Here is a 17,168-nt window from a genome sequence, read left to right as displayed (position 1 = left end):
GTATATCAAATCCCTTCGTTTTTAGTGGAATTATGATTAAGTCAGCGATTAAAGGAGAGTTCAGCATGGATATAGATTTCAATTTATTAATGAACGACGTTGTCCGTCAGGCACGTCAGGAAATCGAGACAGCAGGTTATACGCAACTGACAACAGAAGAAGAAGTAGATCAAGCATTCTCTAAGGAAGGTACAACATTGGTGATGATCAATTCCGTCTGCGGTTGTGCAGGGGGAATCGCCCGTCCGGCAGCGGCTCATTCCATTCACTTCGATAAGCGACCGGATCAATTGGTAACGGTATTCGCTGGTCAGGATAAAGAAGCGACTGCGAAAGCACGCAGCTACTTTACAGGATACCCGCCATCCTCACCGTCTTTCGCACTGCTTAAAGACGGAAAGCTGTTAACGATGGTCGAAAGACATGAAATTGAAGGACACGACCCAATGTCCGTCGTAAACAAACTTCAATCCTACTTCGATCAGTATTGTGAAGAAGTATAAGAAGATGTAATAGCCCGTCAGGTTTCTCGCATGTAATGTGAGAAGCTTGACGGGTTTTTCTATGGGTTTGCTGTTGGGGAGTATGAATATCCGTTTTTTACCAAAATACGCAATTCCTGATGAAAACGACGCAATAAAATTAATAATGACGCAATCACCTCCCAAAATGACGCAATTCTATAGTATGAAGAGGAATTGGCCGATAAAATGCCAGGAAACTTCACTACTTTATCCAAATCTCCATCTGCATGTTCCTTCTATACCAAATCCCTTCACCATTTCTTTCTGTAAATAGTCGAAAGTCAAATGTAACTCTTTCGTTTCGCTGCCATCCAACTACACCATTAATGCATAGATATTGAATAATATTCATCCCTTCCTATTTTTACTATTGATAAAACACTCCCTAATAAGCACGGTAATTTTCAGAATATATAAACATTTATCTATAATTATAAAACATATTGCATAAAAATTAATCTCTGTTACAATACGAATATAGTAATTAATATACATTATAAATTATAATTATACATTCCAACATAGGAGGAACCACAATGAAAAAGCTATTATCTTTCGTATTATTATTGACCCTTTCTACTACTCTAGCGGCTTGCGGCTCAGGAGAAGAGAAGGCGGCCTCAGGAGATTCAAAGAAACTGATTATGGGTACGTCGGCTGACTATAAGCCATTCGAGTATGTCGATACGGCCAATAGTGACAAAATCATTGGATACGACATTGATCTTGCCAATATGCTTGCTGATGAAATGGGGTATGAAATCGAAATCAAGGATATGGAATTCAGCGGTTTGATTTCAGCCTTAAAAACCGGCCAGGTCGACTTCGTGCTATCTGCCATGACTCCAACCCCGGAACGACAAAAGAACGTTGATTTTAGTGATGTTTATTATACCGCTAAAGATATGATCATCTCGACCAAAGAAAGCGGAATCCAGAGTGAAAAAGATCTCGACGGAAAAACAGTGGGAGTTCAATTAGGCTCCATTCAACAGGATGCTGCAGAGGAGCTTTCTAAAACGATCAAGTTGAAAGTGGATACACGTGACCGAATTCCTGAGCTGATCCAGGACCTGCAAAACGGACGATTTGACGCCATCATCATTGAAAATACGGTAGCAAACGGCTACCTCGACAAAAACGATGAGCTTCAAGGAAATACAATGAATGTAAATGAAGAAGAGGCCGGTTCTGCTGTTGCCCTTCCAAAGGACAGCGAGCTTACAAGTGAATTCAATGATGCATTGAAGAAGCTTAAAGACGCGGGGGAATTGGATAAACTGGCTGAAAAATGGTTTAACGGAGAACAGTAGATTAATAGAAGGGCTAACCTCTCATCCGGTTAGCCCTTCCTTATTAAAGGCACAACACATATTTGGAGGAGATTTTCATGCCGCTAGATTTTGAACAATTGATCCCTTCAATCCCTTTTATTCTGGAAGGATTGAAGGTCACGCTTAAGATTGTCGCGTTATCAGGGGTACTTGGATTTGCATTCGGTATCCTTCTTGCTCTCTGCAAAATAAGTTCCATCAAACCCTTAACACTGCTTGCCGACCTTTATACGTCCATCTTCAGGGGAACACCTCTCGTTCTTCAGCTGATGATCATTTTTTACGGTTCGCCTCAGCTGTTCGGGACACAAATTGAACCATACTCAGCCGCTATTCTAGCGTTTTCACTGAATTCGGCTGCTTATATATCAGAAATCATCCGAGCTGGGATCAATGCAGTGGATAAAGGGCAAAAGGAAGCTGCAATGGCTCTTGGAGTCCCTTATCGTTTAATGATGAAAGATGTGATCTTGCCGCAGGCGATCAAGAATATCCTGCCTGCGTTGATGAACGAATTCATCACCCTTACTAAAGAATCCGCCATCGTCACCGTCATCGGTGCAGCAGATGTAATGAGACGTTCTTATATGGTGGGAAGTGACTTATACTCCTTCTTTGAACCGTTATTATTCGCTGGGCTGATCTACTATGTGCTTGTCATGATTTTGACTCTACTCGGGAAAGTGCTGGAAGGGAGACTTCGTAATGATTAATGGAGAAAACATTACTAAATCGTTTGGAAAACTGAAAGTACTTAAAGGGATTGACTTCTCGGTTGAAAAAGGGGAAGTCGTTGCGTTGATCGGTCCCTCCGGTTCTGGGAAATCCACCTTATTGCGATGCCTGAATCATTTAGAAGAGCCTACTTCAGGATCGATATACTTTGAAGAAGCCCTCGTAAAGGGAAAAAACATTAACAAAGTCAGACAGGACGTCGGGATGGTATTTCAGCATTTTCACCTCTTTCCTCATATGACCGTTTTGGAAAATGTCATATACGCTCCAGTGAAAGTGAAAGGCTTGAACAAAGCAGAAGCGAAGAAACTGGGGACGGACCTCTTGATAAAAGTTGGTTTGAAAGAAAAAAGTGAAGAATATCCGAACCGTTTATCGGGTGGGCAGAAACAGCGTGTGGCAATTGCAAGAGCACTTGCCATGGAGCCAAAGGTCATGTTATTTGACGAACCGACGTCTGCCCTTGATCCTGAAATGGTGAAAGAGGTTCTCGACGTCATGAAATCTCTTGCTCAATCAGGCATGACGATGATCATCGTCACCCATGAAATGGGATTTGCAAGGGAAGTAGCGGATAGGATCCTCTTCATGGATGATGGGAAGATTGTTGAAGAGGGACAGCCTAAAGCATTTTTCTCTAGTCCTCAAAGTGACAGGGGAAAGGAGTTTCTCGAGAAGATATTGTAGTCTAAAAGGATTAACGGCACGGGCCGTTAATCCTTCTTTTTATGTTCAACACAGTTTGTGGTATTCTAAAGAAGCTAAAAAATGAAGTAGTAAGGAGAAAGATGAATGTTTCGAATCGGATATCGGACACTAAAGACCGGAATCGGTACCGCGGCTGCCATCAGCCTCGCACAGTGGTTCCATCTGGATAACTTCGTATCGGCCGGGATATTGACGATCCTGTGCATTCAAAATACGAAGAAGAAATCGGTTAACGCATCATGGAGCCGCTTCCTGGCATGCGTCATTGCGATGATCTTTTCTGCCGGATTTTTTGAGTTCATCGCCTATCACCCTGCGGTCATCGGTTTGCTGCTCCTCGTGTTCATTCCCATTACCGTCCAACTGAACATAAAAGAGGGGATTGTCACAAGTTCCGTCATCATCCTTCATGTTTACTCAGCGGGACACGTCACTCTTGGGCTGTTTGAAAATGAATTGGGAATCATCGTGATCGGGATCGGAATTGCCCTCCTGATGAACTTGTATATGCCAAGTGTCGACAAACAGATGATCGACTATCAGGAGAAAATCGAAGCCAACTTTTATAAGATCTTCTGCGAAATGATCAATTACTTAAAGACAAATGACAGCGATTGGGACGGCAAGGAAATCACGGATACGGAGCAATTGCTCAAAGAGGCGAAGACGATTGCCTTCAAAGATGTAGAAAACCATTTTTTAAGAGACGAGAACTTATACTATTTATATTTTAAAATGAGGGAGAAGCAATTTGAAATCCTTCAGCGTATCCTGCCGATTGCCACATCCATATCGCTAACGGTTGAGCAGGGACATCGTATTGCAGAATTCCTGGAAGAACTGAGCGATCATATTCATCCTGGAAACACGGCGCTCTTTTACTTAAAAAAACTGTATGATATGAAAGTGGAGTTCGAGCAGATGGAGTTACCCAAAACGAGGGAAGAATTCGAAACCCGTGCCGCTCTTTATCAGTTTGTTCAGGAGATGGAGCAGTACCTCCTCCTTAAGAGTTCGTTTAAAGGAATAAAAAAGCATGAAAGTGAAGCAAACTACACCTAAAACATGAAAAAGGTGATAAGATGCGTTTACTTCTTGCCATCCTATTGTTTGCCTCTCCCATCTGGCCTCTCGGAAGGAACCCGATTCCTGGAGATCCATTTATGATTGTGAACAAGGAAAATAATCAATTAGCATTCATAGCCGAAGGCACCATCCATGGACCTTTCCCTATCGCAACGGGGAAAACTACAGAGCTGACTCCAGAAGGCTTATTCAATGTGACGGTCAAAGCCAAAAATCCTTATTACCGCAAAAAAAACATTCCAGGCGGAGATCCAAGAAACCCGCTAGGGACACGCTGGATCGGTTTTGATGCCAAAGGAACGGACGGCAGGATTTACGGGATTCACGGGACAAATCAGCCTTCAAGTATAGGCAGATATATTTCCAACGGATGTATCCGGATGCACAACAAACAGGTTGAAGCTCTTTTCGATAAAGTCCCCATCGGTACAAAAGTACTCGTGGTGAGAACAAATAAAAGCTTTCAACAGCTCGGAAAAGAGTATGGGGCAATAAAATAAAGAAGGATCTGCTTTTCGACCAATCGAAAAGCAGATCCTTTTATTTTCTATAATAAGAACGTCAACCCTGCCATGATCGTGGTTGCAATCATCGCAAACAGCATGACTAATACAATGATCTTTTGAACTTTTTTATTACCCATCGTATCGCTCCATTCTCCCAATTAAGCATGAGATAATTTTCAACTCTATTTTATCGTGAATGGTGATAGAAGACAACCACCGGAATAAAAGAAAACGCTTTAATTATTCGGCGAAATAGGAGGAAATCCGACACCGTGTATGGAATACTATAGGGTGGAGCATGCAAACAACAGGGGGATGATAGGGATGAAAAAGGTAGATCATATCGGAATAGCAGTATCATCAATAGACAATGTTCTCGCATTTTACGAAGGTACTCTCGGTCTTACATTACTCAAGATTGAAGAAGTGGGAAATCAAGGTGTGAAGGTAGCATTCCTGGATAGCGGGAACCTTAAGCTGGAGTTACTGGAGCCACTACATAAAGAAAGCCCGATTGCATCATTCATTGAAAAAAGGGGAGAAGGAATTCACCATATAGCCTTTGGGGTTGAAGGAATCGAGGAACGAATCGAGGAACTACGAACCAAAGGCGTACGAATGATCAATGATACTCCGAAGCCGGGTGCAGGCGGGGCTTCCGTCGCATTTCTGCATCCGAAATCGGCACACGGCGTGCTATATGAACTTTGTGATAAAACCAACATCAAGGGGGAGTAACCATAATGGATATCTATGAAAAAATAAATGAATTATACGATCGCAGAAGAGAAGTGGAGCTTGGCGGCGGTGATAAAAAAATAGATAAACAGCACGAGAAAGGAAAGTTGACAGCAAGGGAACGAATCGATCTGTTAGTCGATCCGGGAAGCTTTGTGGAATTGAACCCATTCATCGAGCACAGATGCTCAGACTTTGGGTTGGATGGAATGCAAGGTCCAGGGGACGGGGTCGTGACTGGATACGGGAAAGTAAACGGTAAGCCGATTTACTTATTCTCACAGGATTTCACTGTATTTGGAGGGGCATTGGGAGAGATGCACGCAAAGAAGATTTCCCATGTGATGGACCTGGCTGTTAAAAACGGTGCTCCGTTCATCGGATTGAATGACTCAGGCGGAGCAAGGATCCAAGAAGGAGTCGTCTCCCTGGATGGCTACGGTCATATCTTCTACCGGAATGCCATCTACTCTGGGGTGATTCCTCAAATATCCGTTATTATGGGGCCATGTGCCGGTGGAGCGGTCTATTCACCTGCCATCACGGATTTCGTCTTCATGGTGGATGATACCAGTCAAATGTTTATCACGGGACCTAAAGTGATCGAAACCGTGACAGGTGAAAAGATCAGTTCAGAAGACCTTGGCGGAGCAAAGGTTCATAACTCCATAAGCGGCAATGCCCATTTCAGGGGGAAGACCGAGGAAGAAGTGTTACAAGAGGTTCGAAGACTGTTAGCTTATTTACCTCAAAATAATGAGGAAAAAGCTCCGCGTCTGAAAGTGAATGAAGAAGATGATTACCGTGCCAACTTAACGGATCTTATTCCATTCGATGCCATCCGTCCGTACGACGTCCGAACGGTCATCAACGAAATCGTCGATGAAGGCAGCTTCATGGAAGTACAGAAGGAATTCGCGAAAAACATTGTGGTTGGTTTGGCCCGCATCAAAGGCGAGGTTGTCGGCCTTGTATGCAACCAGCCGAAATTCATGGCAGGGGGACTTGACATCGATTCTTCTGACAAAGCGGCCCGCTTCATCCGGTTCTGTGATTCCTTTAATATTCCTTTGATTACATTCGAGGATGTAACAGGATTCTTCCCAGGTATCAAGCAGGAGCATGGAGGAATCATTCGCCATGGTGCGAAAATTCTTTATGCCTATTCAGAAGCGACGGTTCCGAAAATGACCGTGATCCTACGAAAAGCTTATGGAGGGGCGTATGTAGCCCTCAATAGTAAATCGATCGGGGCAGATTTAGTATTTGCATGGCCGAATGCCGAAATCGCCGTCATGGGACCTCAAGGTGCGGCAAATATTATTTTTGCCAGGGAAATCGCAGGCAGTGAGAATCCGGAAGAGCTTCGTGAACAAAAGATCGAGGAATACCGTGAGAAATTTGCGAATCCTTATGTGGCGGCATCACGTGGTATGGTCGATGATGTCATCGACCCACGTGAAACCCGCATCAAGCTGATACAGGGGCTGGAAATGATGCGAAACAAGAGGGAAGAGCGTCCGAAGAAAAAGCACGGCAATATTCCATTGTAAAAGTGATTCCATTTGTTGTCCTTGACTATTCACGCTATACTATAGGAGTGAATACATATTTGTGGAGGTCTACTAAATGATAAATCATGAACGTTTATTAAATGAATTCCTGGAATTGGTTCAAATTGATTCCGAAACGAAAGAAGAAGCGGAAATTGCGAAAGTCTTAACCAAGAAGTTCTCTGATCTTGGGGTAGAAGTGTTCGAAGATGATACGATGGGTGAAACAGGACATGGTGCCGGAAACCTGATCTGTACATTAAAGGGGAATAAAGAAGGAGTCGATACGATTTACTTCACTTCCCATATGGATACGGTGGTTCCTGCAAAAGGGGTGAAGCCGACCCTTAAAGAGGATGGCTACATCTACTCTGACGGTACGACCATTCTTGGAGCAGATGATAAAGCAGGTCTTGCGACGATGCTTGAATCTGTACGTGTATTGAAAGAAAACAATATTTCTCACGGTGATATCCAGTTCATCATTACCGTAGGGGAAGAATCTGGCCTTGTTGGAGCAAAAGCCCTTGATTCATCGCTCGTAAAAGCGAAATACGGTTTCGCACTTGATAGTGATGGAAAAGTAGGGAACATCATCGTAGCAGCGCCTACTCAGGCTAAAGTAAAAGCGACGATCTACGGGAAAACAGCCCATGCAGGTGTTGCTCCTGAAAAAGGGGTTTCGGCGATCACGATTGCAGCCAAAGCCATCTCCAAAATGCCTCTAGGACGGATCGATGAAGAAACGACTGCGAATATCGGTCGCTTTGAAGGCGGAAAAGCAACGAATATCGTATGCGAGCAAGCGGATATCTTAGCGGAAGCACGTTCACTTGTCCCTGAGAAAATGGAAGCACAAGTAGAGAAAATGAAAGCGGCCTTCACATCCGTAGCCGAAGAAATGGGCGGCAAAGCGGAAGTGGAAGTACAGGTCATGTACCCTGGATTCAAGTTCAAAGACGGTGACGAAGTAGTGGAAGTGGCGAAGCGTGCCGCAAAGAAAATCGGTCGTCCAAGCGAACTTCTTACTAGCGGAGGCGGCAGCGACGCAAACGTCATCGCAGGATTCGGAGTGCCTACTGTCAATCTTGCAGTAGGCTACGAAGAAATCCACACGAAGAGTGAAAGAATGCCTGTAGAAGAACTAAACAAACTCTCTGAAATGGTAGTAGCCATCATTCAGGAAGTCGCTGGGGAATAGAAAAGCGGAGGCGGCTTTGGTAGGCCCGACAAGCATAAGCTGAATCCGGCGGAAAGGCGCTCTTTGCCTTTTTGCCGGATTTAGCTTATGACCTCGAGGGCCTAGCCGCCGTAGCTGGACAAAGAAAAGCGGAGGGGCTTTGCCCAGATGCGACAAGCATAAGGTGAACCTACCGGAAAGGCGCACTTTGCCTTTTTGGTAGGTTTAACTTATGACCTCGAGCCTCTAAGCCCCGAAGCTGGACAAAGAAAAGCGGAGGGGCTTTGCCCAGATGCGATAGCCCCTAAAATACATTCAAATGTCCACGAACAATAGGGTATCCCTTCGTTCGTGGACATTTTCTTCTTTCAAACCAGCACCTATCCTTTCTAAATTATGGTACATTAGTAGTATACATATCTAGAGTTTGAGAGGGGACGTTAGTAAGATGCCGAAAGTCGTCGTATTTCATGCCGGAAAAGAAGAATATGCTCTACCTATTGAAAATGTAGTATCAATCGAAAAAGTAGAAGAAGTGAGGAGTATCCCTCATTTGCCTTCATTTGTACGCGGAATCACCAAGGTGAGAGGAGAGCTGATTCCAGTACTGGATTTATCGGATATCCTGTATCATACTTCTTCAGAATCTTTAAAAGGATTGTTTCTTCTTGTCATCGACACAGAAACGATGCAGGTTGGCCTGGTCGTGAAGGAAGCAAAAGAAATCATTGAAGTACCTGTTGACTCGTTCACGGATGTAGGTCTGCTTGCCTATTCTAAAACCAACTATTTTTCAGGAGTCATCAACCTTGAGGATTCGATGATCACCCAAATTGATCCCAATGTTTTAGTTAAGAGCCTCGATGGTATGAAAGAAGTAAAGGACTACGTAAACGAGCAAAAAACTCATCAAAATTAAACAAAGAAAGCGCGATTGCAATGAACTCTCATTATCCAAAAAACGGACGAGTGATCCTTCATGTTGATATGAATAGTTTCTATGCCTCGGTCGAGATGGCCTTTGATCCAACATTGAAGGGAAAGCCTTTGGCCATAGCAGGAAATCCCGAAGAAAGGCGGGGCATCATCGTGACATGCAGTTATGAAGCGAGAAGCTTTGGCGTGAAAACGACGATGCCTCTTTGGGAAGCCAAAAAATTATGCCCGAATTTGATCATCATGACGCCTAACTTCGACCGCTATCGTGCAGCCTCCAAAGGAATATTTGATATTCTCAGACAGTACTCAGAATTAGTGGAGCCTGTTTCTATAGATGAAGGGTATGTCGATATCACGGACTCATATGATAAGGGAACTCCTCTACAAATTGCCTCGGATATCCAATCCCAGATTCAAGGACAACTGGATTTACCCTGCAGCATCGGGGTGGCTCCTAATAAATTTTTGGCTAAAACCGCATCTGATATGAAAAAACCGATGGGAATCACCGTACTACGAAAACGTGATATCCCTGAGAAGATTTGGCCTCTTCCCGTCATTGAAATGCATGGGATCGGCCAAAAAACCGCCGAGAAGCTGAATTCGATCGGCATTCACACATGCAGTGATTTGGCTCATGCCAATGATATTCAGCTTAAGTCCCTACTTGGGATCAATGGAGTTCGTCTTAAGGAACGTGCCAATGGGATCGATCGAAGAAATGTGGATCCGGAGTCCATTTATGATTACAAGAGCGTCGGAAATTCGACTACGTTACCCAAGGACACAACAAATCAACATGAGCTTTTAATTGTTGTAGAGAAACTATGTGCAAAGGTGTCTTCCCGTCTTCAACAAAAAGACGTTCTAGGAACGACGATTCAACTGATGATTCGTGATAAATTCAGGAAAACCATCACACGTAGCAAAAAAGTAGAAAATCCGATTTACAAAAAGGAAGATCTATACCACCATGCAAAAGACCTTTTCTTAAAGCATTGGGATGGCGATCCTGTAAGGCTATTAGGGGTCACTGCCCAGGATGTGGTGGAAAAAAGTGAAGCCACGGAGCAGCTGGACATCTTTTCTTTTGAGAAAGTGGCTGAAAAGGAACCGCTATACAACGTATTGACCAAGCTTCAGGACAAATTTGGGAAAGACTCCATCTCCCAGGGTGTAAAGGGGAAAAACAAGAAGAGGTCCTTTGACTCAAAACAGGACACAAGCTTCAATAAAGATTTTTTGAGGGAATGACATGGCCAAAAGGGGACACCTTATAATAGATGACAGACTCCGCGGGACGGATTATTTGCATCACAACTCCATTCTTGTTAGATTGAAATAGACTTTAGTCGTGACATTGAAAGATGAATAATCATGAATCTATAGATGAAAGGACGTTGACTATGCCTCAAGAAATTGGTGTGATCGGCTTAGCCGTAATGGGTAAAAATTTAGCATGGAATATTGAAAGCAGGGGATACTCTGTTTCTGTTTACAATCGTTCCCGTGAAAAAACGGACGAGATGATGGACGAATCAAAGGGCAAGAATGTCGTTCCTACATATACGATTGAAGAATTTGTCAACTCGTTGGAAAGACCCCGAAAGATCCTTTTGATGGTCAAGGCGGGAAATCCGACAGATGCGACAATTGAACAATTGAAGCCTTTCCTTGAAAAAGGGGATATCCTGATCGATGGAGGAAATACGTTCTTCGAAGATACGCGTCGACGCAATCAGGAATTAAGCGAACTAGGCATCCATTTTATCGGGACAGGTGTATCCGGTGGGGAAGAAGGTGCTCTTACGGGTCCTTCCATCATGCCTGGTGGACAGAAGGAAGCGTATGATCTTGTCGCTCCTATCTTGAAAGACATCGCGGCGAAGGTAAACGGAGATCCTTGTACCACGTATATCGGTCCAGATGGTGCAGGTCACTATGTGAAGATGGTTCACAATGGAATCGAGTACGGAGATATGCAGCTGATTGCAGAATCGTACTTCCTGATGAAGAATGTCCTCGGCTTAAGTGCCGAAGAACTGCATGAAGTATTTGCCGACTGGAATAAAGGCGAGCTTGACAGCTACCTGATCGAGATTACCGCCGATATCTTCACGAAGAAAGATGAAGAAACCGGAAAACCTATGGTTGACGTCATCCTTGATAAAGCCGGTCAAAAAGGGACGGGTAAATGGACAAGCCAAAGTGCTTTGGATCTTGGCGTTTCCTTACCGATCATCACGGAGTCCGTCTTTGCCCGCTTCATCTCTGCCATTAAAGATGAGCGTGTGAAAGCGAGCAAAATGCTGAAGGGTCCTGATGCGAAAGCTTTTGATGGTGATAAAGAAGCATTGGTTGAATCGATTCGGAAGGCTCTTTATATGAGTAAGATTTGTTCGTATGCACAAGGGTTTGCGCAAATGCGTTCTGCTTCTGATGAATATAATTGGGATCTCCAATACGGAGATATCGCGATGATCTTCCGTGGAGGGTGCATCATCCGTGCTCAGTTCCTTCAAAAGATCAAAGAAGCGTATGACCGTGAATCTAAACTGGCGAACCTTTTACTGGATCCATACTTTAAAGAGATCGTCGAAAGTTATCAATACGCACTTCGAGAAGTCATCAGTGTAGCCGTCCAGAACGGTGTACCGGTACCTGGTTTCTCAGCGGCCCTCTCTTATTACGACAGCTACCGGACAGAGACGCTTCCTGCGAACCTGATCCAGGCTCAACGGGATTATTTCGGTGCACACACTTATGAGCGTGTGGATAAAGAAGGTATTTTCCATACCGAGTGGATGAAATAATAGAACGAGAAAGCCCCTTTTCTATTCGATAGGAGAGGGGTTTTTTTGTATGTGAAATAAACAGAGTTTTCGAAAATTTGCACCTCTAATGAAATAAGATATGTTACCATTATATTACATATAAATATAGGGGTGGAGACATGCTTCAATCGATAAAAGAAAATATAGCCAAAGTCATGATCGATAAAGAGAAAGAAATAGAATTAATGATCATCGCCTTATTGAGCGATGGTCATGTGCTGCTGGAGGATGTACCGGGTACGGGGAAGACCACCATGGCGAAATGCTTTTCAAGAAGCATCGACGGGTCATTTAACCGTCTCCAGTTTACTCCAGATACTCTACCTTCGGATATCGTGGGGCAGGAATACTTTGATGTGAAAACGAGCGACTTTAAAGTTCGGAAGGGACCTGTGTTCAATAACGTCCTCCTCATCGATGAGATTAATCGTGCCGTTCCAAGGACCCAGTCCGCCCTTCTCGAACTGATGGAAGAGAAGCATGTCACGCTTGGGGGTTCCACGTATCATTTGCCCAAGCCCTTTTGTGTCATTGCCACGCAAAATCCATATGATTCCATTGGTACCTTTCCCTTGCCGGATGCTCAGCTCGATCGTTTCCTCCTCACCATCAGGCAAGGGTACCCCTCGCCAGAAAAAGAAAAAATGATGTTAAGGAGATTCCGTTCTTCAAACCCTTTTGAAATTATCGAGAGTGTCATCTCCATTGATGAGATTCTCCAGTTAAAGCAGAGAGTAAAAAATGTCCTGGTCTCAGAAGAAATAGAAGATTATATGATGGACATCGTCCAAAAGACGAGGCAGCATAAATATGTGGATGTAGGGGTAAGTCCCCGTGGTTCCCTTGCCTATATGAAGGCGATCCAGTCAAGGGCTTTCCTGTACGGAAGGGATTTCAGCACGCCGGAAGATGTGAAGGAACTCGCCCTGCCTCTGTTGGCTCATAGAATCTCATTGAATGTGGAAGGGGAAGTAAAGACATCGAAAGAAGCCATCCTACACGAGATACTTGACAGCACGTCCGTCCCGGTAGAAACACAATGAAACTACATAAGGAACCACCCTTTTTCTTCGCCCCGATGGTCTTGCTCTTGAACGGGATCCTGCTCATTATCAGCAGTTTCGCAGGATATAGCTTCCTTGTATTTCTTTTCTTCCTGGTTCTTTCAATGGCTCTATGCTCGAGGATTTACTTGAATATCCAGTATAAGAAACTTTCATGGATCGTAAAGAAATACCATGACGCTTCAAGCATCGATGAAACGTTTACCTGCCATATTGAGGTCAGAAATGACTCTGCTCTCCCATTGTATCGCCTCAAATTGAATATAGAGACGAGGAGTGACCGTGAGCTCGTGTTCACAAGCAGTAAAGGTGAGAAAAGCATCTACTCCTTGTTCCTAGACCTCCCGGCTAAATCTCAAAAAACGTTTACCGTATCCTTGAAAGGGAAAAGCAGGGGGATTCATCGATGGAGCAATCTTGAATTATTACTTGGAGATCCCATGTTCCTGCAAACGTATCGAGTGGAATATAGAGAGGTTGAACTCCCTTCATTTAAAATCCTTCCACGGATAGGAGAGATTCATGATATGAAGTTGAAATCCATGCTTCAGGGATTTAGACAGGCCAATACCTCTTTGTTTCTAGATGAGACGAGCATAATAGGAACAAAAGATTATGAAAATGAAAGTTTCAGACATATTCACTGGCTTGCGACAGCCAAAGAGAATAGGCTCCTTGCGAAAAAATATCAAAAAGTTCACGGGGATGCCTATTCCATCTTTCTTAACATGGTCGGAACGGGCCAGTTTCACCTCAGGAAGGACATGGAAGAGTTGATCGAATACACCGTGTCTGTCTGCTTGTACTTGATAAAAGAGGGGTGCAAGGTAGAACTGTGGGTGAATTATGCGACCGAACATCATGAAATCATGCGTCTCAAGAACGATCTCGACCGCACGCAATTGAGGAGGTTGATCGAGACGCTTGCACTTATCGACCCCAATGGAAGATATTTTTCAACCGAACACTTCTTTCATCATTCACAGAAGGGTAAAGACAAAAGGTCACTAGGTTTGATTATCGGAACTCCGCCTGAACCAGCCAGGCGCAGAGAGCTTCTACACATCAAACGGTGAAAACGTTATGAGGGGAGGGTTCATGTTGAAGAAAGCAGGGGTATCCGTTCTTTTTATTCTCATCTGTGCCGTTTCTAGTCTGTTATTAATGACTATATCTAATAACACGACTGAAAAAATCAAGAAGTATTACTATGTAGAGGATAGCGGCGGGGAGAGTAACCTCAGTCTGGGTCCCGGGGAAGAAGGGAGGACCCTTGAACAGAAGAGACTCGATAAGCCTATTGAGGTGGATGAACCTTTACCCTGGTTCGTGGATCCCTTTTTCGGTGAAAATGGTAGTAGTGGTAAAGGAATTCTGGATGCTGCAAAGAAGTATGGGGTCTTCGTAGTTCTAACAGCTGCGTGGCTCTTATTGTACCATCGCCGCAAGAAAAAGAGGAAAGAGAAAAAAGAAGATATAGCACAAATATCTAACAACCAGCATGTCATTAAACAAGATCAATTAGAGCCTCTAAAGGATGGCGTCATTACCCTCTCTGAGGAAAAGTTGAACGAAATCCGTCAAATGTTGAAAGACTGGGAGACTCAATTAAACATCATAAATAGAAAAAAGAACCACGAGACAATCCAAGAGTGGTTCAAGCGGATTAAAGGACCAACTGAGGTCATACCGGTTTATGAAAAGGTTCGCTACGGTGGGAAGTCATTTACTCATAAAGAAATACGCTTATTGAAGAAATTATTAAAATAGAGATTATAAGTCCGTTTGGGGAGATGACACCACCGGATTTCTTACGATAAAATGAATGAAGCATCCCTTTGTTTTAGACCATTTTTTTCGTTTTGAAAGGAGCCATAATAATGGAAGAAAACAAGAAGTCTTTTACGACCGTCGATGAATATATTTCACAATTCCCAGAAAACGTCCAGGAACGTTTACAATCCTTAAGAGAAGTTATTACTATGACGGTCCCTAATGCAAAGGAGAAGATCAGCTATCAAATGCCTACCTTTGCACTACATGGAAACCTGGTTCATTTTGCGGCTTATAAAAATCATATTGGATTCTACCCAACGCCTAGTGGAATCAATGCGTTTAAAGATAAAATGACAGAGTATAAGACCGCAAAAGCATCCGTGCAATTTCCGTTGAATAGGCCCATTCCCTATGAGTTGATTCGGGAAATCGTAACATTCAGGGTGGCCGAGAATGAAGAGAAGGCGGAAAATAAATCAAAAAAGAAAAAATAGTTTAATCTTCTATTTCACTAATTGAGGACTTGAACGATAATAAAATACAGACCCAATACAGCCATTATGGTCCATAGAGGAGAAGATAGAGTGTATTTTACATTTAAACCAATCAATATGGTGTATTTAAAAGAAATTGACGCTTGGAATTATGAGGGATTTATAGAGGAAGTACTGATGACTCCTTATTTTGATTCATTCAATAAGACGGGGAGGTTGATAGGTCCTGGTGGTTGCGAGGGGTTTGCAGCTATCTTGGAAAATGACACGGTTGGATTATTCGAATTCAATTCAGATGGAAGCACTTTGGAGATTGGGTTAGCTTTAAAACCTTCTTTAGTAGGGAAAGGACTGGGAGCGAAATTCGTGCGAGAGGGGATAGAGTTTGGCATCCAACATTATAACGGTAAACATGACGAGGTAAAGTTAGTTGTGGACGCACAAAATAAAGCAGCCATTCGTGTTTATGAAAAAGTAGGATTTACAACAATCAATCAATCTGAAGATGAAATTGAAATGAGTTTAGTTTTGAAAGAAAGATGATTTACTTAAGCACCCTACGAGGTAGGGTGCTTATCTTTATTATCATACTCTATTTATTTTGTTTGTCCTGTATTTACTAATTGCATTTTTATATCCACGTTGGTTTCAATAGTAGGATAAACCTCATCCCAATTTAATTTCTTCCAATCCTCATAGGAGAGTTTGTTTCGTACATAGCTACCTATTCCAATGGGATCTACTCCAAGCTCCTGGGTGAGCTTCAGTAATTCCTTGGATTTTCCCATTAAATATTCATTGATTTCTTTTTCCATCTTCTTTTGTGTTTTTTCGGAATCTGTCAGTTCATCCTTGGTGTACTCCAGAACGCTTCCTCTAAGCTCAATAGCTATGTTGACAGAAATCGGCTTATGATCCTTTATTTCAACATCAATATCCCATTTTGTTTTTCGATAATCAAACATTAATTGGTAAGGAAAGGCATGTTTATCATCAGGGGGAGCGATTTCAAAGCTGAACGTTCCTTTCGGTGTTTCTTTACGCAAGGTGAATAGAACGCCTGAAAGAGTGGGGGAGAGATGATGAACAAAATGGTCATCATCAAATAACGCATATCCATCAATGTTAATATTCTGATCCTTGATCGTGTAATAGGGCATAATTGGATCGATGCCATCATCAAAATAATCCCGGTTAAATTGGTAGGTGTTATAGTTTATTCTTTCATTTTCATTGTCCAGTTTTTCTAAAAATGTGCGCAGATATAATGAACTGTTCGTGTCTTCAACTGGCTTAAACTCCAATATCTCTCGAGCTGTTCCTTCTGCGACGGCAAGGTATACCCTTGTACCGAGACTCGGATCTCTCATATAAGTATCTAAAATTTCTTTAACCCCTATCTTTGCTAAATCGGATCCAAACAGTGCTACATTTATCTGACCACTTACAATTTTTAGATTCGAACGGTGGTTGAATCGAATTCTTGAATCCTTGCTGGATTTGGCGTCCACTGAAAGGATCTTGTTTTGATACAATCCCTGTTTCGTTACATTAGGGTAGTTAATAGTAACCATAAGCGGTTTCTCCTTATCATCTGAAAGGTCATATCCGACTGCATCCAGCATACCTAATTTATCAATAATATTTTTTTCGCAACCTGAAAGTATGCATAGAAGTAAAATGAACACATACATAAA

At 42.9% G+C, this 17,168-nt stretch carries 19 protein-coding genes; 17 read left to right on the top strand and 2 right to left on the bottom strand.

The window, feature by feature from the left end:
- Positions 1 to 65 precede the first annotated feature (65 nt).
- The 6 genes from ACIGG7_RS05830 to ACIGG7_RS05805 all read left to right on the top strand — a co-directional run bounded on the left by ACIGG7_RS05830 (position 66) and on the right by ACIGG7_RS05805 (position 4,887).
- Positions 66 to 503: a BrxA/BrxB family bacilliredoxin gene (locus ACIGG7_RS05830; RefSeq protein ID WP_169213592.1), complete on the top strand. Its 438-nt coding sequence runs from the start codon at positions 66 to 68 to the stop codon at positions 501 to 503.
- A gap of 557 nt (positions 504 to 1,060) precedes the next feature.
- The gene (locus ACIGG7_RS05825; RefSeq protein ID WP_397549151.1) at positions 1,061 to 1,837 is read left to right on the top strand and encodes a transporter substrate-binding domain-containing protein; all 777 of its coding nucleotides are present in this window, start codon (positions 1,061 to 1,063) and stop codon (positions 1,835 to 1,837) included.
- Between the two features lie 77 nt (positions 1,838 to 1,914).
- Positions 1,915 to 2,571 (top strand): amino acid ABC transporter permease, encoded by a 657-nt coding sequence (locus ACIGG7_RS05820; protein WP_224940261.1) that lies wholly within the window; start codon positions 1,915 to 1,917, stop codon positions 2,569 to 2,571.
- Positions 2,564 to 3,280 carry an amino acid ABC transporter ATP-binding protein gene (locus tag ACIGG7_RS05815; protein WP_397549150.1) on the top strand — a complete coding sequence of 239 codons (717 nt, stop codon included), beginning with the start codon at positions 2,564 to 2,566 and terminating at the stop codon, positions 3,278 to 3,280. Before ACIGG7_RS05820 ends, ACIGG7_RS05815 begins: the two co-directional genes overlap by 8 nt.
- Positions 3,281 to 3,385: 105 nt before the next feature.
- Positions 3,386 to 4,363, top strand: a complete 978-nt coding sequence (locus ACIGG7_RS05810; RefSeq protein ID WP_397549149.1) for an aromatic acid exporter family protein — start codon at positions 3,386 to 3,388, stop codon at positions 4,361 to 4,363.
- A gap of 20 nt (positions 4,364 to 4,383) precedes the next feature.
- On the top strand, positions 4,384 to 4,887 hold the full coding sequence (locus ACIGG7_RS05805) for a L,D-transpeptidase (protein ID WP_397549148.1): 504 nt from the start codon (positions 4,384 to 4,386) through the stop codon (positions 4,885 to 4,887).
- A gap of 47 nt (positions 4,888 to 4,934) precedes the next feature.
- On the opposite strand, the gene prli42 is transcribed toward ACIGG7_RS05805, so the two are convergent.
- The gene (prli42, locus tag ACIGG7_RS05800; protein WP_397549147.1) at positions 4,935 to 5,030 is read right to left on the bottom strand and encodes a stressosome-associated protein Prli42; all 96 of its coding nucleotides are present in this window, start codon (positions 5,028 to 5,030) and stop codon (positions 4,935 to 4,937) included.
- A 187-nt stretch (positions 5,031 to 5,217) separates the two neighbouring features.
- Between prli42 and mce the strand changes: the two genes are divergently transcribed.
- The 11 genes from mce to ACIGG7_RS05745 all read left to right on the top strand — a co-directional run bounded on the left by mce (position 5,218) and on the right by ACIGG7_RS05745 (position 16,014).
- Positions 5,218 to 5,631: a methylmalonyl-CoA epimerase gene (mce, locus tag ACIGG7_RS05795; RefSeq protein ID WP_397549146.1), complete on the top strand. Its 414-nt coding sequence runs from the start codon at positions 5,218 to 5,220 to the stop codon at positions 5,629 to 5,631.
- Positions 5,632 to 5,636: 5 nt separating this feature from the next.
- Positions 5,637 to 7,184, top strand: coding sequence for an acyl-CoA carboxylase subunit beta (locus tag ACIGG7_RS05790; protein ID WP_397549145.1), 1,548 nt, complete (start codon positions 5,637 to 5,639; stop codon positions 7,182 to 7,184).
- A gap of 76 nt (positions 7,185 to 7,260) precedes the next feature.
- A complete protein-coding gene (locus ACIGG7_RS05785) occupies positions 7,261 to 8,385 on the top strand; it encodes a tripeptidase T (RefSeq protein WP_397549144.1) in 1,125 nt (374 codons plus the stop codon).
- 427 nt (positions 8,386 to 8,812) lie between these two features.
- Complete coding sequence (locus ACIGG7_RS05780; protein WP_397549143.1) at positions 8,813 to 9,283, top strand: chemotaxis protein CheW; 471 nt, start codon at positions 8,813 to 8,815, stop codon at positions 9,281 to 9,283.
- A gap of 20 nt (positions 9,284 to 9,303) precedes the next feature.
- Positions 9,304 to 10,557, top strand: a complete 1,254-nt coding sequence (locus ACIGG7_RS05775; protein WP_397549142.1) for a DNA polymerase IV — start codon at positions 9,304 to 9,306, stop codon at positions 10,555 to 10,557.
- A 152-nt stretch (positions 10,558 to 10,709) separates the two neighbouring features.
- Positions 10,710 to 12,116, top strand: a complete 1,407-nt coding sequence (gene gndA / locus ACIGG7_RS05770) for an NADP-dependent phosphogluconate dehydrogenase (protein WP_224940271.1) — start codon at positions 10,710 to 10,712, stop codon at positions 12,114 to 12,116.
- 140 nt (positions 12,117 to 12,256) lie between these two features.
- The gene (locus ACIGG7_RS05765) at positions 12,257 to 13,180 is read left to right on the top strand and encodes an AAA family ATPase (RefSeq protein WP_397549141.1); all 924 of its coding nucleotides are present in this window, start codon (positions 12,257 to 12,259) and stop codon (positions 13,178 to 13,180) included.
- Entirely contained in the window at positions 13,177 to 14,277 is a 1,101-nt protein-coding gene (locus ACIGG7_RS05760; RefSeq protein WP_397549140.1) for a DUF58 domain-containing protein, read from the top strand. Before ACIGG7_RS05765 ends, ACIGG7_RS05760 begins: the two co-directional genes overlap by 4 nt.
- A gap of 22 nt (positions 14,278 to 14,299) precedes the next feature.
- Positions 14,300 to 14,971: a hypothetical protein gene (locus tag ACIGG7_RS05755; protein WP_397549139.1), complete on the top strand. Its 672-nt coding sequence runs from the start codon at positions 14,300 to 14,302 to the stop codon at positions 14,969 to 14,971.
- A gap of 110 nt (positions 14,972 to 15,081) precedes the next feature.
- Positions 15,082 to 15,471, top strand: a complete 390-nt coding sequence (locus tag ACIGG7_RS05750) for an iron chaperone (RefSeq protein ID WP_397549138.1) — start codon at positions 15,082 to 15,084, stop codon at positions 15,469 to 15,471.
- Between the two features lie 90 nt (positions 15,472 to 15,561).
- A complete protein-coding gene (locus ACIGG7_RS05745; RefSeq protein WP_397549137.1) occupies positions 15,562 to 16,014 on the top strand; it encodes a GNAT family N-acetyltransferase in 453 nt (150 codons plus the stop codon).
- 53 nt (positions 16,015 to 16,067) lie between these two features.
- Here the strand turns inward: ACIGG7_RS05745 and ACIGG7_RS05740 are convergent, their stop codons facing one another.
- Positions 16,068 to 17,165: a Ger(x)C family spore germination protein gene (locus ACIGG7_RS05740; RefSeq protein ID WP_397549656.1), complete on the bottom strand. Its 1,098-nt coding sequence runs from the start codon at positions 17,163 to 17,165 to the stop codon at positions 16,068 to 16,070.
- Positions 17,166 to 17,168 lie beyond the last annotated feature (3 nt).

The sequence above is a fragment of the Rossellomorea sp. NPDC077527 genome (assembly GCF_044542955.1).
GTDB classification, from domain to species: Bacteria; Bacillota; Bacilli; order Bacillales; family Bacillaceae_B; genus Rossellomorea; species Rossellomorea aquimaris_E.
Note: the sequence above shows the minus strand (reverse complement) of the source record. Positions and strands in the feature narration are given on the sequence as shown.

Coding starts and splice junctions, on each gene's coding strand:
- ACIGG7_RS05830 (WP_169213592.1), top strand. CDS start 66: ATGGATATAGATTTCAATTTATTAATGAACGACGTTGTCCGTCAGGCA.
- ACIGG7_RS05825 (WP_397549151.1), top strand. CDS start 1,061: ATGAAAAAGCTATTATCTTTCGTATTATTATTGACCCTTTCTACTACT.
- ACIGG7_RS05820 (WP_224940261.1), top strand. CDS start 1,915: ATGCCGCTAGATTTTGAACAATTGATCCCTTCAATCCCTTTTATTCTG.
- ACIGG7_RS05815 (WP_397549150.1), top strand. CDS start 2,564: ATGATTAATGGAGAAAACATTACTAAATCGTTTGGAAAACTGAAAGTA.
- ACIGG7_RS05810 (WP_397549149.1), top strand. CDS start 3,386: ATGTTTCGAATCGGATATCGGACACTAAAGACCGGAATCGGTACCGCG.
- ACIGG7_RS05805 (WP_397549148.1), top strand. CDS start 4,384: ATGCGTTTACTTCTTGCCATCCTATTGTTTGCCTCTCCCATCTGGCCT.
- prli42 (WP_397549147.1), bottom strand. CDS start 5,030: ATGGGTAATAAAAAAGTTCAAAAGATCATTGTATTAGTCATGCTGTTT.
- mce (WP_397549146.1), top strand. CDS start 5,218: ATGAAAAAGGTAGATCATATCGGAATAGCAGTATCATCAATAGACAAT.
- ACIGG7_RS05790 (WP_397549145.1), top strand. CDS start 5,637: ATGGATATCTATGAAAAAATAAATGAATTATACGATCGCAGAAGAGAA.
- ACIGG7_RS05785 (WP_397549144.1), top strand. CDS start 7,261: ATGATAAATCATGAACGTTTATTAAATGAATTCCTGGAATTGGTTCAA.
- ACIGG7_RS05780 (WP_397549143.1), top strand. CDS start 8,813: ATGCCGAAAGTCGTCGTATTTCATGCCGGAAAAGAAGAATATGCTCTA.
- ACIGG7_RS05775 (WP_397549142.1), top strand. CDS start 9,304: ATGAACTCTCATTATCCAAAAAACGGACGAGTGATCCTTCATGTTGAT.
- gndA (WP_224940271.1), top strand. CDS start 10,710: ATGCCTCAAGAAATTGGTGTGATCGGCTTAGCCGTAATGGGTAAAAAT.
- ACIGG7_RS05765 (WP_397549141.1), top strand. CDS start 12,257: ATGCTTCAATCGATAAAAGAAAATATAGCCAAAGTCATGATCGATAAA.
- ACIGG7_RS05760 (WP_397549140.1), top strand. CDS start 13,177: ATGAAACTACATAAGGAACCACCCTTTTTCTTCGCCCCGATGGTCTTG.
- ACIGG7_RS05755 (WP_397549139.1), top strand. CDS start 14,300: ATGTTGAAGAAAGCAGGGGTATCCGTTCTTTTTATTCTCATCTGTGCC.
- ACIGG7_RS05750 (WP_397549138.1), top strand. CDS start 15,082: ATGGAAGAAAACAAGAAGTCTTTTACGACCGTCGATGAATATATTTCA.
- ACIGG7_RS05740 (WP_397549656.1), bottom strand. CDS start 17,165: ATGTATGTGTTCATTTTACTTCTATGCATACTTTCAGGTTGCGAAAAA.